At 73.3% G+C, this 15,139-nt stretch carries 13 protein-coding genes; 9 read left to right on the top strand and 4 right to left on the bottom strand.

Features of this window, described 5'->3' with window-relative positions:
* Positions 1-14: 14 nt before the first annotated feature.
* Both AC4F3Q_RS02575 and AC4F3Q_RS02570 read right to left on the bottom strand, forming a co-directional pair.
* A complete protein-coding gene (locus tag AC4F3Q_RS02575; protein ID WP_168446048.1) occupies positions 15-1,061 on the bottom strand; it encodes an adenylate/guanylate cyclase domain-containing protein in 1,047 nt (348 codons plus the stop codon).
* A gap of 9 nt (positions 1,062-1,070) precedes the next feature.
* Positions 1,071-1,943, bottom strand: coding sequence for a biotin--[acetyl-CoA-carboxylase] ligase (locus AC4F3Q_RS02570; RefSeq protein ID WP_491038607.1), 873 nt, complete (start codon positions 1,941-1,943; stop codon positions 1,071-1,073).
* 116 nt (positions 1,944-2,059) lie between these two features.
* Here AC4F3Q_RS02570 and AC4F3Q_RS02565 point away from each other — a divergent pair, with 116 nt between their 5' ends.
* Genes AC4F3Q_RS02565 through AC4F3Q_RS02555 form a run of 3 tightly spaced genes read left to right on the top strand, consistent with a single transcriptional unit; the run spans position 2,060 to position 4,391 of the window.
* A complete protein-coding gene (locus AC4F3Q_RS02565; protein ID WP_491038606.1) occupies positions 2,060-3,655 on the top strand; it encodes an acyl-CoA carboxylase subunit beta in 1,596 nt (531 codons plus the stop codon).
* A complete protein-coding gene (locus AC4F3Q_RS02560) occupies positions 3,652-4,176 on the top strand; it encodes a hypothetical protein (protein WP_168446051.1) in 525 nt (174 codons plus the stop codon). The genes AC4F3Q_RS02565 and AC4F3Q_RS02560 overlap by 4 nt, the downstream gene beginning before the upstream one ends.
* A gap of 8 nt (positions 4,177-4,184) precedes the next feature.
* Entirely contained in the window at positions 4,185-4,391 is a 207-nt protein-coding gene (locus tag AC4F3Q_RS02555) for an acyl-CoA carboxylase epsilon subunit (RefSeq protein ID WP_491038605.1), read from the top strand.
* Here the strand turns inward: AC4F3Q_RS02555 and AC4F3Q_RS02550 are convergent.
* Positions 4,311-5,483, bottom strand: coding sequence for an acyltransferase family protein (locus tag AC4F3Q_RS02550; RefSeq protein ID WP_491038604.1), 1,173 nt, complete (start codon positions 5,481-5,483; stop codon positions 4,311-4,313). The genes AC4F3Q_RS02555 and AC4F3Q_RS02550 overlap by 81 nt on opposite strands.
* Positions 5,484-5,657: 174 nt before the next feature.
* On the opposite strand from AC4F3Q_RS02550, the gene AC4F3Q_RS02545 reads away from it, so the two are divergent.
* The 5 genes from AC4F3Q_RS02545 to AC4F3Q_RS02525 are packed head-to-tail and all read left to right on the top strand — an operon-like array spanning position 5,658 to position 12,404.
* Positions 5,658-6,902 (top strand): cytidylyltransferase domain-containing protein, encoded by a 1,245-nt coding sequence (locus AC4F3Q_RS02545; protein ID WP_491038603.1) that lies wholly within the window; start codon positions 5,658-5,660, stop codon positions 6,900-6,902.
* 31 nt (positions 6,903-6,933) lie between these two features.
* Positions 6,934-7,827 (top strand): N-acetylneuraminate synthase family protein, encoded by an 894-nt coding sequence (locus AC4F3Q_RS02540; protein WP_168446054.1) that lies wholly within the window; start codon positions 6,934-6,936, stop codon positions 7,825-7,827.
* A gap of 22 nt (positions 7,828-7,849) precedes the next feature.
* Complete coding sequence (locus AC4F3Q_RS02535; protein WP_491038602.1) at positions 7,850-8,836, top strand: glycosyltransferase family 2 protein; 987 nt, start codon at positions 7,850-7,852, stop codon at positions 8,834-8,836.
* Positions 8,833-11,121 (top strand): hypothetical protein, encoded by a 2,289-nt coding sequence (locus AC4F3Q_RS02530; RefSeq protein ID WP_491038601.1) that lies wholly within the window; start codon positions 8,833-8,835, stop codon positions 11,119-11,121. Before AC4F3Q_RS02535 ends, AC4F3Q_RS02530 begins: the two co-directional genes overlap by 4 nt.
* On the top strand, positions 11,118-12,404 hold the full coding sequence (locus AC4F3Q_RS02525; protein WP_491038600.1) for a DUF6716 putative glycosyltransferase: 1,287 nt from the start codon (positions 11,118-11,120) through the stop codon (positions 12,402-12,404). Before AC4F3Q_RS02530 ends, AC4F3Q_RS02525 begins: the two co-directional genes overlap by 4 nt.
* Positions 12,405-12,417: 13 nt before the next feature.
* On the opposite strand, the gene AC4F3Q_RS02520 is transcribed toward AC4F3Q_RS02525, so the two are convergent.
* Entirely contained in the window at positions 12,418-13,077 is a 660-nt protein-coding gene (locus AC4F3Q_RS02520; RefSeq protein ID WP_350308689.1) for a vitamin K epoxide reductase family protein, read from the bottom strand.
* Positions 13,078-13,270: 193 nt separating this feature from the next.
* Between AC4F3Q_RS02520 and AC4F3Q_RS02515 the strand changes: the two genes are divergently transcribed.
* Positions 13,271-14,989, top strand: a complete 1,719-nt coding sequence (locus AC4F3Q_RS02515; RefSeq protein ID WP_491038599.1) for a DUF885 domain-containing protein — start codon at positions 13,271-13,273, stop codon at positions 14,987-14,989.
* Positions 14,990-15,139 lie beyond the last annotated feature (150 nt).

Genomic DNA, 15,139 nt, shown 5'->3' with positions numbered 1-15,139 from the left:
CAGAGGCGACGCGGTCAGTGCGCCTCGGGCGCGCGAGCCCAGTCCAGCCGCACCGGCGTCAGCACGCCCAGACCCGCGACCTCACGCGGCTCGAGCGTCGTCTGAGCGAAGCGCGGGTTGTTCACCAGACGGTGCGCCGTCACCTGGTCCATCAGCACCGTCGACGGAGCCGCCTGGTCCGTGAGCCGCGACGCCAGGTTCACGCTCGGACCGAACACGTCACCGAACCGCGACAGCACACGGCCCCACACGAGGCTCACGCGCACGGGTCGTCCCGCATATCCCGCGACCGCCATGTCAGCCTCGTCCGCGCTCGCCAGGCTCAGCGCGACGTCAGCACCCGTCACCACGTCGTCAGCGATGAACAGCAGCGCGTCACCCACCGTCTTGACCACACGGCCACCGTTCGCCGTGACGATGTCCCGCGCACGCGTCTCGAACGTCTGGATGAACTCCGCGAACTCGCTCGCACCGAGCTGAGCAGTCAGCCGCGTGAACGACACGATGTCCGCGAACCCCACCGCACGCGGCAGCGGCAGCTCGCCGCCCTCAGCGCGCGCGACCGAGTCGCGACGCACACCCGCACCGAACTCGACCGCCTGCCTGCCCACCAGCGCCGCCATCTGCCGGCGCCACGCATGGACGAGCTGCTTCTCGAGCGCAGGCGCCAGACGTGACATCTCCTGCGCCACCTTGAGGCGCGCCTCCGGGTCGCTCACCCCGTCCCGCCGGACGACGTGATCGACGAGCGCCTCGAAGTGCCACAACGACAACCGCTCCGTCGAGTGCCCGACCGACCGGATGAGCGTGCCCATCGTGCGGTCGTCGAGCCCCTCACGGCTCGACTCCTGCGCAAGGTGCCGCAGAGCGTTCGCGTCCTCGTGCGTGAACTCGCGCGCCGACGGGTCCGTCACCGGGAGCCCCATGAGCTGCCAGTACCGCTGCGCGAACTCCGGCTCGAGCCCCGCCTCCTCGGCGAGCTCGTCCAGGTTCAGCTCGGGTCCGCCGCCGAGCAGCGCGGCGATGAGCTGCTCAGCAGCGTCGGACCAGGAGGAGAGCACGGCCCCATCCTAGGCGGAGCCGACGGTCCGAACGTGGCTCACGTCACCGCTGCGCACCTCGCACCTCTCACCGTCCGCCAGCTCGAGCAGGAGCGACCCGTCCGCCCCGAGCCCCACTGCGGCGCCCCGTACCTCCTTGCCGCCCGGCACGAGGACGCGCACCTCACGACCGATCGTCGCCATGCGCGCCTCGACCTCACTACCGAGCCCAGCCGCGAACGCGTCACCGTCCCCGTCACGCCACTGCCGGACGACGTCCGCGAGCGACTCCTGCAGCGCCGTCAGCAGCATCTCCCGCGACGGCGACGCTCCCGAGAGCCACAGCGACGACGCGCTCGGCACCGGCAGCTCGTCCGCCGTCTGCAGCACGTTCAGGCCCAGGCCCACGACCACACGCTCGTCGTCGACCACCTCCGTGAGGATGCCGCCCACCTTCCGCAGCGCACCCCAGCCGAGCATGTCCTCGCCGTCGGGCGCCTCGACGAGCAGGTCGTTCGGCCACTTCGTCAGGACCTGCACGCCCGTCGTCGCGCTCACCGCACGCGACGCCGCGAGGCCCGTCAGGAGGGGCAACCATCCCCACGTGTCGCGCGGCGTGCCGGGGGCGAGCAGCAACGAGCACGTCAGCGCCGTGTGCGGCGGCGTCTGCCACGCCCGGTCGAGCCGACCACGGCCCTGCGTCTGGTGGTCCGCCACGACGAGCGACGGCAACGGCCACGCGTGCGCCTGCGCACGCGCCTCCTCGACGAGGTACGTGTTCGTGGACCCCACCTCCCCGAGCACGACGACGCGCGCCGCGATCCCCGTCGGCGCCCTCAGCAGGTCCTGGACCAGCTCAGCATCGAGCCGGTGACGCGGGGGCAGCGCAGTGACGTCGTCCATGACCCCATCTTGCCCCCGTCAGCCGGCCGCGCTTGTGCGTTCCCGACGAAATCTCTCGCCCTTAGCCGTGCGCGGCCTGCACTGGCGGCGCGAAGGGCGCGGCCTAGGCTCGGGGGGTGACCGACGTGAACACGACCGACGCGACCCCGGCCTCCTCGAAGGTCGCTGATCTGCAGGAACGACGCAGGTCCGCGATCGACGTCCCCGAGGCGGCAGCACGCGAGAAGCAGCACGCCCGTGGCAAGAAGACTGCCCGCGAGCGCATCGAGGCGCTCCTCGACGAGGGCAGCTTCGTCGAGCTCGACGCGTACGCGACGCACCGCTCGACGAACTTCGGCCTCGACAAGAGGCGCGTCCCCGGCGACGGCGTCGTCGTCGGGCACGGCACGGTCGACGGCCGCCAGGTGTGCATCTACTCGCAGGACTTCACCGTCTTCGGCGGCAGCCTCGGCGAGGTGCACGGCCAGAAGATCACCAAGGTCATGGACCTCGCCCTGCGCACCGGCGTGCCGCTCATCGGCATCTCCGACGGCGGCGGCGCACGCATCCAGGAAGGCGTCGCCGCGCTCACGCAGTTCGCGGAGATCTTCCGCCGCAACGTCGCCGCGTCGGGCGTGATCCCGCAGATCTCGCTCATCCTCGGCCCGAGCGCGGGCGGCGCGGTCTACTCCCCCGCCCTGACCGACTTCATCGTCATGGCGGACGGCACGTCCAACATGTTCATCACCGGCCCCGACGTCATCCGAGCCGTCACCGGCGAGGACGTCGGCTTCGAGGAGCTCGGCGGCGCGACGACGCACAGCACGCGATCCGGTGTTGCCCACTACATGGGCGCCGACGAGGACGACGCGATTGACTACGTCCGCCACCTGCTCGCCTACCTGCCCCAGAACAACATGACGGACGCCCCGACGTTCCCCCTCGACGTCGACCTCGAGGTCACGGACGAGGACCTCGAGCTCGACACGCTCGTCCCCGCCTCCGACTCCCAGCCGTACGACATGCGCACGGTCATCGAGCACATCGTCGACGACGGCGAGTTCCTCGAGGTCCAGCCGCTGTTCGCCGGCAACGTCCTCGTCGGGTTCGCGCACGTCGAGGGACAGTCCGTCGGCATCGTCGCGAACCAGCCGCTCAACATGGCCGGCACGCTCGACATCGACGCCGCCGAGAAGGCCGCACGCTTCGTGCGGACGTGCGACGCCTTCAACATCCCCGTGCTCACCCTCGTCGACGTCCCCGGCTTCTTGCCCGGCACCGACCAGGAGTGGAACGGCATCATCCGCCGCGGTGCCAAGCTCATCTACGCGTACGCCGAGGCGACCGTCCCGCTCGTCACCGTCATCACGCGCAAGGCCTACGGCGGCGCCTACATCGTCATGGGCTCCAAGCAGCTCGGCGCGGACATCAACCTCGCGTGGCCGACCGCCCAGATCGCCGTCATGGGGTCGGGCGGCGCCGTCAACATCCTGCAGCGCGGGGCGCTCAAGGCTGCTGCCGACGCCGGTCTCGACGTGGACGCCGAGCGCCGCCGCCTGACCGCGGAGTACGAGGACGCGATCGTCAACCCGTGGGACGCCGCCCAGCGCGGCTACGTCGACGACGTCATCGCGCCGTCGACCACACGCGTGCAGGTCGTGCGCGCCCTGCGCGCGCTGCGCACCAAGCGCGCCTCCCTCCCGCCCAAGAAGCATGGGAACATCCCCCTGTGACCAGCTCTGCACCCACCCCCGACCCCGCCGACATCCCGGACGACGTCGACCCCCGCCACCGCGCGCCGCTCGTCGTCGACGCGACACCGCTGCACGCGCTCGTCGACGAGCTCAGCGCGCTCATGCACTCCTACGTGAGCACCGCCGTCGGCGTGCGCGCCGAGTTCGACGCCGCGACCGCCGAGGACGACCCCCGGGTCGGGGACCTCGAAGACCGGATCGCACGCCTCAACACGCGCCTCGGCGAGGCGTTCGAGCAGCAGCTCGGCCTCGTCTCCGGGCACACGGCCGAGTCCTGGGAGGACGACGACGAGGACGACGAGGACGATGACGACGAGAGCGGGACGTTCGAGCTGACGTTCGTCGTCGACCTCGACGACGACCTCGACCACGACGCGCAGCTCGCGCTCGTCGAGAACCTCGGCACCGCGACCGCGGACCAGCTCGAGGCCGCCGGGCTCGACGTCCAGCACTGGGGCGTGGCCTACCTCGGCGACGAGGACGAGGACGACGAGGAGTGAGCGTCCCGATGACCGAGCTGCCTCCCGTGCGGATCGTCCGCGGCACCCCCGACGACGACGAGGTCGCGGCACTAATCGCCGGGCTCGCCGCCGCCCAGCAGGGCGACGCCGAGCCGACCGCACCAGCACCTCGCTCAGCCTGGCGACGCGGGACCACCCGTGCCGGCGAGAGCTTCGGCCGGACGCCCGACGGCTGGCGCTGGAGCGTGCGCTGACCCGCTGCTGACGCCACGCACCCACCACGTCCCGCGCGGCTGGACGAGCCAGCCCGTCGCCCGCCGCACCGGCGCAGACGCGAGCGCGAGGGCGACCAGCACGGCCGCCGCCACGAGCACGACCAGGTCCGCTGCAGACGACACGTGGTCGAAGAGCCGCACCGAACGCGCCTGGCTCACGAGCAGCGTGTGCAGCACGTACACGTACATCGCCCCGCTCCCGAGGTACGTCACCACCGGCAGACGCCGCGTCGGGACGAGCAGCACGACCGCGACCGCGCCACCCGCCGCCACCGCGAGGAGAAGGCCGCGCAGCCCGGCCTGGGCGACCTGGTCCTCCCAGGCGCCGTCGTACGGCAGCAGGCGCAGCGCCTTGCGCGGCACCGAGCCAGCAAGGACGAGCAACGTGACGGTCGTCGCGCCCAGGACCGTCCCCGCCGCAACCCGCCACCCGTGACGGCGACGGTCCTGCGCCGCCCACCACTGCCGAGCACCGCAGCTCCGCAACCACCACCCCAGCAGGAACAACGGGAAGAACGTCACCGTCCGCGCTGCGGAGAAGTCCTGCCCCACCTCGTCGAAGAACCCGACACCCAGCGCAGCCACCACAGCGACGGCTCCGTGCCACCGCACGAGGACCACCACCGGCAGGAGCAGACGCCACACGAACAGCGACAGCAGGAACCACATGCCGAACGCGGGAACCGCAGGCTCGTACCGCCAGATGTCATCGACCAGCCCACGGCGCACGAACGCCAGGACGTCGACCGCGAGGTAGACGCCGAGGACCGACCGCACGAGCGTGACAGACCGGCGGCGGTCCAGCGGGCGCGCGTCGGAGAAGTAGCCCGCGACGAGCGCGAAGACCGGGATGCGCGCCGGCCACGTCGCCCAGTAGATCGCCGTCGCGGTCTCCGACCGCGCGAGCACCGGTTCGAGCGCGTGGCAGACGACGACGAGGACCGCCGCGACGATCCGCACGTTGTCCGGCCACGGGTCACGCAGGGAAGGCGCCGGCTCCGCCGGCGCGGAGCCTCCCCGGCGGACGGTCGGCGGCGAGGGCGCACGGGACAGGAGCGGGATCGCGGTCACGCGGGCAGGCTAGGCGGTCCGAGCGACCTCTGAACGTCCAGAACACGTCCCCAGGCGGACGTTCCCCAGGAGTTCACCGCGCCGACAGACCCGTCCCGGGTCGTCGCCAGGTCGACACCGTCCGTCCGTGCAGCGCACCCCGGCGCGTCACCACGACTCCCTAGCGTCACCGACGTGACCACATCACAGACCCAGCCACCGCAGCCCGCGAGCTCCGGTCGCGCCGTCGTCATCATCCCGGCGCGCGGCGGTTCCCGGGGCGTCCCGATGAAGAACCTCGAGCGCGTCGGAGGCGTGAGCCTCGTCGGCCGCGCCGTCCAGACCGCGACCTCCGCGCCGTCCGTCCGTCGCGTCGTCGTCTCGACCGACCACCCCGGCATCGCCGCCGAGGCACGGCGGCACGGCGCCCACGTCGTCGAGCGCCCCGCCGGGCTCGCGAGCGACACCGCCACCTCCGAGAGCGTCGTGCTGCACGCCCTCGCGGCGCTCGACGCCACCGCGGACGTCCCGCCCGTGACCGTCCTCCTGCAGTGCACGTCCCCGTTCATCGACGCGACCGACATCGAGGCCGCCGTCCGCCGCGTCGCCTCGGGCGAGCACGACGTCGTCATCTCCGCGACACCGAGCCACGCCTTCCACTGGACCGAGAAGGACGGCACCGCGACCGCTCGCGGGCACGACGCCGCTCACCGCCCCCGCCGCCAGGACCGCGAGCCAGAGCACCGCGAGACCGGCGCCTTCTACGCGATGCGCACGACCGGGTTCCGTGAGCACGAGCACCGCTTCTTCGGGCGGGTCGGGCTCCAGGTCGTGCCGAGCCTCACCGCGATCGAGATCGACACCCCCGCCGACCTCGAGCTCGCCCGCGCGCTCGCCGCGACGCTCGTCCCCGGGCCGACGCTCACCGCGATCGACGCTGACGCGGTCGTCACCGACTTCGACGGCGTCCACACCGACGACCACGCCTTCGTGACCGCCGACGGCACCGAGCACGTCCGCGTGCACCGCGGGGACGGCCTCGGCGTCGCCGCGCTCCGCCGCGCCGGCATCCCGCTGCTCATCCTGTCGACCGAACGAGACCGGGTCGTCGCAGCGCGCGGCCGCAAGCTCGGCGTCGAGACGCTGCACGGCGTCGACGACAAGGCCGCAGTCCTCGCGACGTGGCTCGCCGAGCACGACCTCGACGCGTCACGGGTCGCCTACGTCGGCAACGACGTCAACGACCTCGCCGCGATGGCGACCGTCGGATGGCCCCTCGCGGTCGCCGACGCCCACCCCGCCGTCCGCGCCGCAGCGCGGCACGTGCTCACGAGCGAGGGCGGGAACGGCGCCGTCCGCGAGGCCTGCGACCTCGTCCTCGCCGCACTTCCCCGCGTGTCCACGAGCGCACCCGTCCGGCGCGCTCCTCTCTCCGTCTGACCCCACCGACCGACCCAGCTCAGGAGTTCACATGGTTGCCAGCAGCGTCCGCACCGCCCCCGTCCAGATCGGCGACCGGCTCGTCGGCCCGGACCAGCCCGTCTACGTGATCGGTGAGATCGGCATCAACCACAACGGCGACGTCGAGATCGCCAAGCAGCTCATCGACGTCGCAGCCGAGGCCGGCGTCGACGCGGTCAAGTTCCAGAAGCGCACCCCTGACATCTGCACGCCGGCCGCGCAGCGCGACCAGGTCCGCTCGACGCCGTGGGGCGAGATGACGTACCTCGACTACCGGTACCGCGTCGAGTTCGACCGCGGCGCGTACGAGAAGATCGCCCTGCACGCGGCCGACCGCGGCCTGCAGTGGTTCGCGTCCCCGTGGGACGTGCCGTCGGTCGCGTTCCTCGAGGACCTCGGCGTCGTCACCCACAAGGTCGCGTCCGCGTGCGTGACCGACCTCGGCCTCCTGCGGGCCCTCGAGGAGACCGGCAAGCCGATCATCCTGTCGACCGGCATGTCCACGATCGAGCAGGTCGACCGCGCCGTCGACACGCTCGGCACCGACCGGCTCGTCCTGCTCCACGCGACGTCGACCTACCCCCTGCCTCCGGAGGAGGCGAACCTGCGCACCATCGAGACGCTCCGCGAGCGCTACCAGGTCCCCGTGGGCTACTCCGGGCACGAGCGCGGGCTGCAGATCTCCGTCGCAGCGGTCGCGCTCGGCGCCGTGGCGGTCGAGCGGCACATCACCCTCGACCGCACGATGTGGGGGTCCGACCAGGCGTCGTCGCTCGAGCCCACCGGTCTGACCCACCTCGTCCGTGACATCCGGATCCTGGAGAAGGCGATGGGTGACGGCGTCAAGCAGGTCTTCCCCGGCGAGCTCGCACCGCTGTCCCGCCTCCGCCGGATCGACGGCTGAGCGCCGCACCCGGGTTCGCAGCGTGACCGCCATCCATGCCCGACCGCGCGTGAGCGTGGTCGTCCCCGCGAAGGACCAGGCCGCGTTCGTCGACGACGCGCTCGGCAGCCTCGCCCGGCAGCTCGACGACCTGCACGACCTCGAGGTCGTCGTCGTGGACGACGGCTCGACCGACGGCACGAGCGAGCTCGTGGCGCAGCACGACGCGCGGCTGCCCGTGCTGCGGCTGCTGCGCAACGAGACGCCCGTGGGTCCGGCGTCGGCGAGGAACCAGGGGCTCGCGGAGGTGCACGGGCGGTTCGTCGCGTTCCTCGACCCCGACGACTGGTTCGCGCCGCGTCACCTGCAGCACCTCGCGGACGCCCTCGAGACGCTCGACGTCGACTTCGTGCGGACGGACCACGTCCGCCACGAGGGCGGGCGCCGGACGGTGCGGCGCGTCCCGGAGCACCGTCGCGGCACGCCGCTCGACCCGCGCAGCGGCATCGGCCCTGCCGACCGCACGACGCCGGTCGACTACTGCTTCCCACCGTTCGGTCTCTACGACGCCCGACTGCTCGAAGAGCGTCTCCTCACGTTCCCGAGCGGTCGCTTCACGGCCGAGGACCGCCCGTGGATCTGGGACCTGCACCTGCACGCCCGGAGCTATGCCGTCGTCGACTCCGTCGGGGCGTTCTACCGCCGCGGCGTACCGACGTCCCTCACGCAGGTGCGCGACCCGCGCCAGCTGGACTTCCTGCCGTGCTACGACCTGATCCTCGCCATGGTCCGCGAGGATCGTGCGCCCGAGACGCTGTGGTCGAAGGCCGTCCAGCAGCTGCTCGCGATCGCGTGCCACCACCTCGAGAGGTCGCCGGAGTCGTACCGGCCCGACCTCGTCGCGGGGATCGCGAGGACTCTCGCGAACGCCCCCGACGAGGTCGTGCGGGCGGTCGTCGGGCGGCTCGACACGCGGCGGCGCGACCTGCTCGCCGACGTCCACGGACTCATGCTCAGGAGCGCCTCGTGATCCAGCTGTTCGTCGTGACCGACCCGTTCCAGGCCGTGGTGCTCGCGGCCGCGCTCGACTCGGGGACGCTCGACCCGGACGAGACCTCTGCGGGTGCGGTCGAGCGCGTCCTGGTCACGGCGTCGACGGCGGACGTGCCCGAGGCCGCACCTGCGCTCCCGGCGCACCCCGGGCTCGACGCCGTCGCGCGCAGGTTCGACCGGGTCGTCGACCTCGACTCGGTCGTCGCACCGCTGCGCCCCGTGGACCTCGCCCCGCGCGATCTCGAGCTGCCGCTGTGGGAGCGGCTGCTGCGCGACCGGTGGGCGCTCGGCGACGCCCCGCTCGAGCTGTTCGTCGAGCCGCCGTACGCGGGGACCGGCCTGGCGCTCGCGCGCATCTTCGCGACGGCGAGGGTCTCGGTGCATGCCGGACGACTGCTCACGTACGGGCCTACCCGGCGACGTGTGCCAGCCGACGTCGCCGCACGGCTCGGCGTGCTCGTGCACCCCGAGCTCGTCGCCGGCGTCCCGGCGCTGCTCCTCAGCGACCTCCGGGTGCCGACCGCCGCGGTGGGCGCGGACGCGGTCCGCGCCGTGGTGGCCGAGGTCGCGGCCGCGGTCCCCGCGCCGCACGACCCGCGTCCCCGCCCGTTCGCCCTCGTGCTCGGCCCCGACGGCGCGCACGCCGCAGACGACGACGCCGGGGCCGCGCGGACCGCCGCCCAGGCCGAGCTGCGAGCCTCGCTCGAGACGGTGCGTGCGCACGGCGTCCGCCACGTCGTGCTGCGCCCCGGGGACGCACGCGTCCCGACAGGTGCTGTGCTCGCCGTCGCCCGGGAGCTCGGGATGTCGATCGGGCTCGCCGACCGCGACGAGCTCGTGGAGGCCGTCGCCGTGCGCGAGCAGCCGGACCTGCTCGTCGGCTGCACGCCGACGCTCGTCACGACCGGGGCCCTGGTCGACGGCGCCACGGTCGCCGTCGGCGCCGCGGAACGGCTCGACGAGCTCGCGCCGTTCCAGACGAGCGCACGCATCCCCTGGACGATCCTGGACGCCCTGCACTCGCCCGACGCCCCGGCCGCGCCGCTCCCGCACCTCGTCAAGACGGTCGCCCACTGCATGCAGCCCGGACGCACGCCCGACCTCCGGCCCGTCGCCGAGTCGTTCCTGGCGAGCCAGCCGCGCGAGGCGTGGCGGCGCTACGTGCGCGTGCTGCGCGCAGAGCGCGTCGGGCTCCTCGCCCCTCGCGTCCCCGCGCACCCGGAGGTGCGCGGGCTGGCCCTCGTGGAGTCGCCGCTGCAGCTGCTCGGCGCGTACGAGGCCTTCTGCCGCGGCCTCCTCGGGACGCGCTGCGACATCCTGGTACGTCCAGGACCAGGGATGGCACGGACCGCGGACGCCCTGCGCACGGAGCTGCCGCCCGGCCTGAACCTCGCGCTGGCTGCGGGTGGCGACGGCACGCCACGTCCTGACGTCGAGATCCTCGCGGTCGGCGACGCCCTCTCGGGGCAGATCCAGGCGCGGCTCGTGGCCCGCCGTCTCCCGCCCCGGGTCCTGCTGCTCGACGACGGCATCGCGAGCATCGCGGCCCTCTGTGTGATCGCCGACGGGCGCGGCCCGCTCGTCCGCGGGCACGTGCCTGCGCCCTTGCGGCGGAGGCTGCTCGGCCGCGCAGCGACGCGGACGCTCGCGCGCCTCGCCCGTGAGGGTCGGCTCGTGGCTCTCACCGCGCTGCCTCTCCCTGACGGTCTCGAGGCCCGGCTGACGAGCGCCGGCGTCGACGTGCAGCGGCACACGTTCGAGCACCTGCGTGGGCTCCGCGGCAGCTCCCCCGCCATGCCGCGGGAGCGGCTCGTGCTGCTCGGCTCGGCCCTGCCCGCCGACGGGCTCGTGGACGAGGCCGCGTACGTCGAGTGGGTCGCCGCGCAGGCCGCGTCGGAGCCTGTCCGCTACCTGCCCCACCGGCGGGAGACGCCCGAGGTGCTCGACCGGTTGCGCCGCCTGCCCGGGATCGTGGTCGACAGCGCGGGTCTGCCCGCCGAGCTCCTGCTGCGCGACCTGCGAGCTCCCCGCGCCGGTGACATCGGGCCTGCGCTGCGCGTGCGCTCGCTCCCGTCGACGGCGCTGCTGACGCTGCACCCCGTGCTGAGTCCCCGGGGCGTGCGCATCGAGGCGGTCGCGGTGCCGCCGCACTGGTGGACCTCCTCGGCGACGCCTGAGCTGCGTGCGCACCTCGAGCGTTCCGTGCCTGCGGTCGAGGATGACGCCGCGGTGCGGGTCGTCGAGCGATCGGACCGCCGATGACCGCCACGACGACCGCGCCGGCGCCCGTGGCGGCGCGCGCAGCAACCCCGCCGATCCGTGTCGTGGCTGTCGCGGACTCGGACTCGTACCTCAAGTGGGGCGCCGCGACGCTCGACCGGCTCGGGCCTGACCACGAGACGACGCTGCTCGTCGTCCGCTCGCCGATCGCGCCCACCCCGAGCCAGGTGGGTGCGGCGACGGCGTCGACACGGTTCGCTGCTGCGCCGCCTCCGGTCCTCGGGGTCGCGGCGCTGCGGCGCACGCTCGCACGCCTCGCTCCTGACGTCCTGCTCGTCTCCGCCACCGGGCCCGTCGCGGAGCTCGTGTGCGAGATGGCCGCGCGCCTGCCGCAGCGGCCCGTCCTGGTCTCCGGCCTGCCGGGGATGGCGCTGCCCGCGACGCTCAAGGCGCTGCGCTTCCGGGCTCGCTGCGACGTGCTCGTGACGCACTCGCGGCGCGAGCGTCGCGAATATGCCGCCGTTGCCGAAGGGCTCGGTCTCAGCCCTGCGCTGGCGCTCGCTCGCCTGCCGTTCCTGCCGCCCGCACCTGCCACGGAGGGGGACGGCACGGACCGGGCGACGCCCGAGGTGAGCCGCGTCGTGTTCGCCCCGCAGGCCAAGGTCCCTGCGGCCCGCAGCCAGCGCGAGCGGATCCTCGTCGCCCTCGACGACCTTGCCCGCACCCGCCCCGACGTCGAGGTCGTCGTCAAGCTCCGTGCGGCGCCGGGCGAGCAGCAGACGCACGAGGAGCTCCTGCCCTTCGACGCGCTCTGGACGGACCTGGCCCGCGCCGGCCTGGTCACCGAGTCCCACGTGACGTTCGCGACGGGCCCGCTCAGCGACCAGCTGGTGCCGGGCAGCGCGCTCGTGACCGTGTCGTCGACCGCGGTCCTGGAGGCGGTCGCGGCCGGCCTGCCGGCCCTCGTGATCGAGGACTTCGGTGTGAACGAGCGCATGCTCAACGCGGCGTTCGTCGGGTCGGGGTGCCTCGGCAGCCTCGACGACCTCGCGGCGGGGCGCTTCGGGCGGCTCACCGACGCGTGGGCGCAGGACAACTACCTCCACCCTGAACCGGACGACCTCGCCGACGTCCTCGGCGACCTCGTCGCGCGGCGCCGCGACGGCATCCTCGCTCCCACCGACGCGCGGGTCGAGGTCGCTCGGCGTGGGCACCGCAGGCGGCTGCTGCGAGCCGCGCTGCGCTCGACGCTGCCGCGCCAGGTGCTCGTCGCGGCGGGCGCCGTGCGGCACCCGCTGGCGTTCGTACGTCGAGGGTCGCGCTGACGCGCGAGCCTGCTCAGCCGAGCAGGACGGTCCCGTACTTGGACACGATGAGCGCGGCGATCGTCACGAGCACGCCGATCGTGACGAACAGGTCGGCGTCGGACCGGACGAACGCGAGGGCCCGCTCCTGCATGCGCCGGGACAGGTACAGGTTGTCGTGCAGGATGTTGTGGTGCAGGAGCGTCATGAACACGAGGGTCGTGCCGAGCGTGATGACGAGGCACCAGGGGCACAGGGCGCCGATGTCCCACATCGACTGCGTGAACAGCCAGTACGCGAACACCAGACCGACGAGGTAGATGGCCTGCGCGGTGAACATGAACCACCGCGGGAAGCGCACCCCGGCGAGGCCTGCGACGGCGATCGTGATGACGACCGGCTCGCACATCATGCCGAGGAACGCGTTGGGGAAACCGAGCAGCGAGGCCTGCCACGAGAGAGCGACGGTCCCGCAGCTGAGGACGGAGCTGATGTCGCACGCGAGCTGCTGGTCCGGGTTCGCGGCGAGGAGGATCGCGTCGTAGGACAGCGTGAAGGACGCGACGAGGCTCAAGCACGCGGAGAACAGCATCGTGGCGAAGATCCAGGTGCGGCTGTGCCGGAAGCCCGGCATCTGCGTGAAGGCGCGTGCGCGCGGCTCGCCACGCTCCCCGGCCGGCAGGGTGACGTCCACGTCGGCGTCTCCTGCTGGGCTGGTCGTCGTTGTTGCTGGCATGAGCACCCCTCCGAGAGTTCAGGTCTTATCGTCGCCGTGCCGGAACTGCGCCGCTCGGGACGAATGTCCCGGCGACTGCCGGTAATGGTCGGCGCCCGACAGGAGGCGTGACCGCACCGGTCCCACCAGTGTGCCGCACTAGCCTGGACGCATGACCGCCACCCCTGCCGCCCGCCCAGCCAGTGATGTCGACCGCGTCGCGGAGGCGCACCTCGAGGCGGTGTGCCGGCTCGACCCGGTCGCCGCGACGTCGATGGGCGTCGCGGGGTACGACGGCGAGGTCCCCGACCTGTCCCCCGCGGGCGTCGAGGCACGCGCGGCCTCCGCGCGCGCGACGCTCGACGCGGTCGCAGCGCTGGACCCCGCGACGTTCGACGACGTCGACCGTGTGACGGTCGCCGCGCTCCGGGAGCGTCTCGGCCTCGAGGTCGAGCTCGCGGACGCGGGCGAGACCCTCGCGCCCCTCAACGTGATCGCCTCCCCCGTGCAGGACCTCCGCGACGTCCTCGACCTCATGCCGACCGGGACGGTCGAGGCGTGGGAGAACGTCGCGTCGCGCCTCGGCGGGCTGCCCACGGCGATCGACGGGTACGTCGAGAGCCTGCGGCTCGCGGCGTCGCGCGGCGAGGTCGCGGCGGTGCGCCAGGTCGCGGCGTGCGCGCAGCAGGCGCGCGAGCTCGCCGACCCGTCGTCGGGCTTCTTCGCGTCGTTCGTCTCGGGACCGGAGGTCGACGCCGTGCTCGACCCGTCGTCGTCGTGCGCGTTGCTGCGCCGCGAGCTCGAGAGTGCCGCGCAGGACGCCGCGGCGGCGTACGGCCGCCTCGCGGACGTGCTCGAGCAGGAGCTCGCCCCGCAGGCCCCGACGGTCGACGCCGTCGGTGAGGAGCGCTACTCGCTGTGGTCGCGGTACTTCCTCGGTGCGCGCGTGGACCTGCGCGAGACGTACGAGTGGGGGCTCGAGGAGCTGGCTCGTGTCGTCGCGGACCAGGAGCGCACGGCAGCACGCGTCGCGGGCCCGGGCGCGTCCGTCGAGGACGCGGTCGCGAGGCTCGACGCCGACCCGGCGTACCGGCTCGACGGCACGCACGCGCTGCGACGCTGGATGCAGGAGACGTCCGACGCCGCGATCGCGGCGCTCGACGGCGTCCACTTCGACATCCCCGAACCTGTCCGGACGCTCGAGTGCCGCATCGCGCCGACACAGACGGGCGGCATCTACTACACAGGCCCGAGCGACGACTTCAGCCGGCCGGGACGCATGTGGTGGTCGGTCCCCGCGTCGGTCACGTCGTTCAGCACGTGGCGCGAGCGCACGACCGTCTACCACGAGGGCGTCCCGGGGCATCACCTGCAGGTGGGCCAGGCGGTCTACGAGCGGGCGACGCTCAACTCGTGGCGCCGCCTCGCGTGCTGGACGTCGGGCCACGGCGAGGGCTGGGCGCTGTACGCCGAGCGCCTCATGCAGGACCTGGGCTTCCTCGACGACCCGGGCGACCTGCTCGGCATGCTCGACGGTCAGCGGATGCGCGCGGCGCGCGTGGTCCTCGACATCGGCGTGCACCTCGGCCTGCCGTGCCCCGAGCGCTGGGGCGGCGGCACGTGGGACGCCGCGAAGGCGTGGGAGTTCCTGCGTGCGAACGTCAACATGCCCGAGGACTTCGTGCGCTTCGAGCTCGACCGGTACCTCGGTTGGCCGGGGCAGGCGCCGTCGTACAAGGTTGGCCAGCGGCTGTGGGAGCAGGCGCGAGACGGCGCCCGCGACACGGCGACCGCGCGCGGCGAGGAGTTCGACCTCAAGGCGTTCCACGCCCGCGCGCTGCGGATGGGGTCGGTCGGTCTGGACGTGCTGCGCGACGAGCTCGCGCGCTGACGCGGGGGCGGGGGCGGGGGGCGGCCACGCAGGTCGCCCCGTCCCCGCGTGTTGGAGGGCACTCGTGACGGGGCGACCGACGCAGAAGCGTGGGTGCACCCAGGCCCCGGAGGGGTACGTGAACCCGGGCACACCCACGCTTGTCAGCGG

The organism is Flavimobilis sp. BM9, assembly GCF_058313055.1.
This window is presented reverse-complemented; position numbering and strand designations above follow the sequence as displayed.

Excerpts from the sequence above, each read along its gene's own strand:
- AC4F3Q_RS02525 (WP_491038600.1), top strand. The coding sequence starts at position 11,118 with ATGACCGCCACGACGACCGCGCCGGCGCCCGTGGCGGCGCGCGCAGCA.
- AC4F3Q_RS02515 (WP_491038599.1), top strand. The coding sequence starts at position 13,271 with ATGACCGCCACCCCTGCCGCCCGCCCAGCCAGTGATGTCGACCGCGTC.
- AC4F3Q_RS02540 (WP_168446054.1), top strand. The coding sequence starts at position 6,934 with ATGGTTGCCAGCAGCGTCCGCACCGCCCCCGTCCAGATCGGCGACCGG.
- AC4F3Q_RS02570 (WP_491038607.1), bottom strand. The coding sequence starts at position 1,943 with ATGGACGACGTCACTGCGCTGCCCCCGCGTCACCGGCTCGATGCTGAG.
- AC4F3Q_RS02555 (WP_491038605.1), top strand. The coding sequence starts at position 4,185 with ATGACCGAGCTGCCTCCCGTGCGGATCGTCCGCGGCACCCCCGACGAC.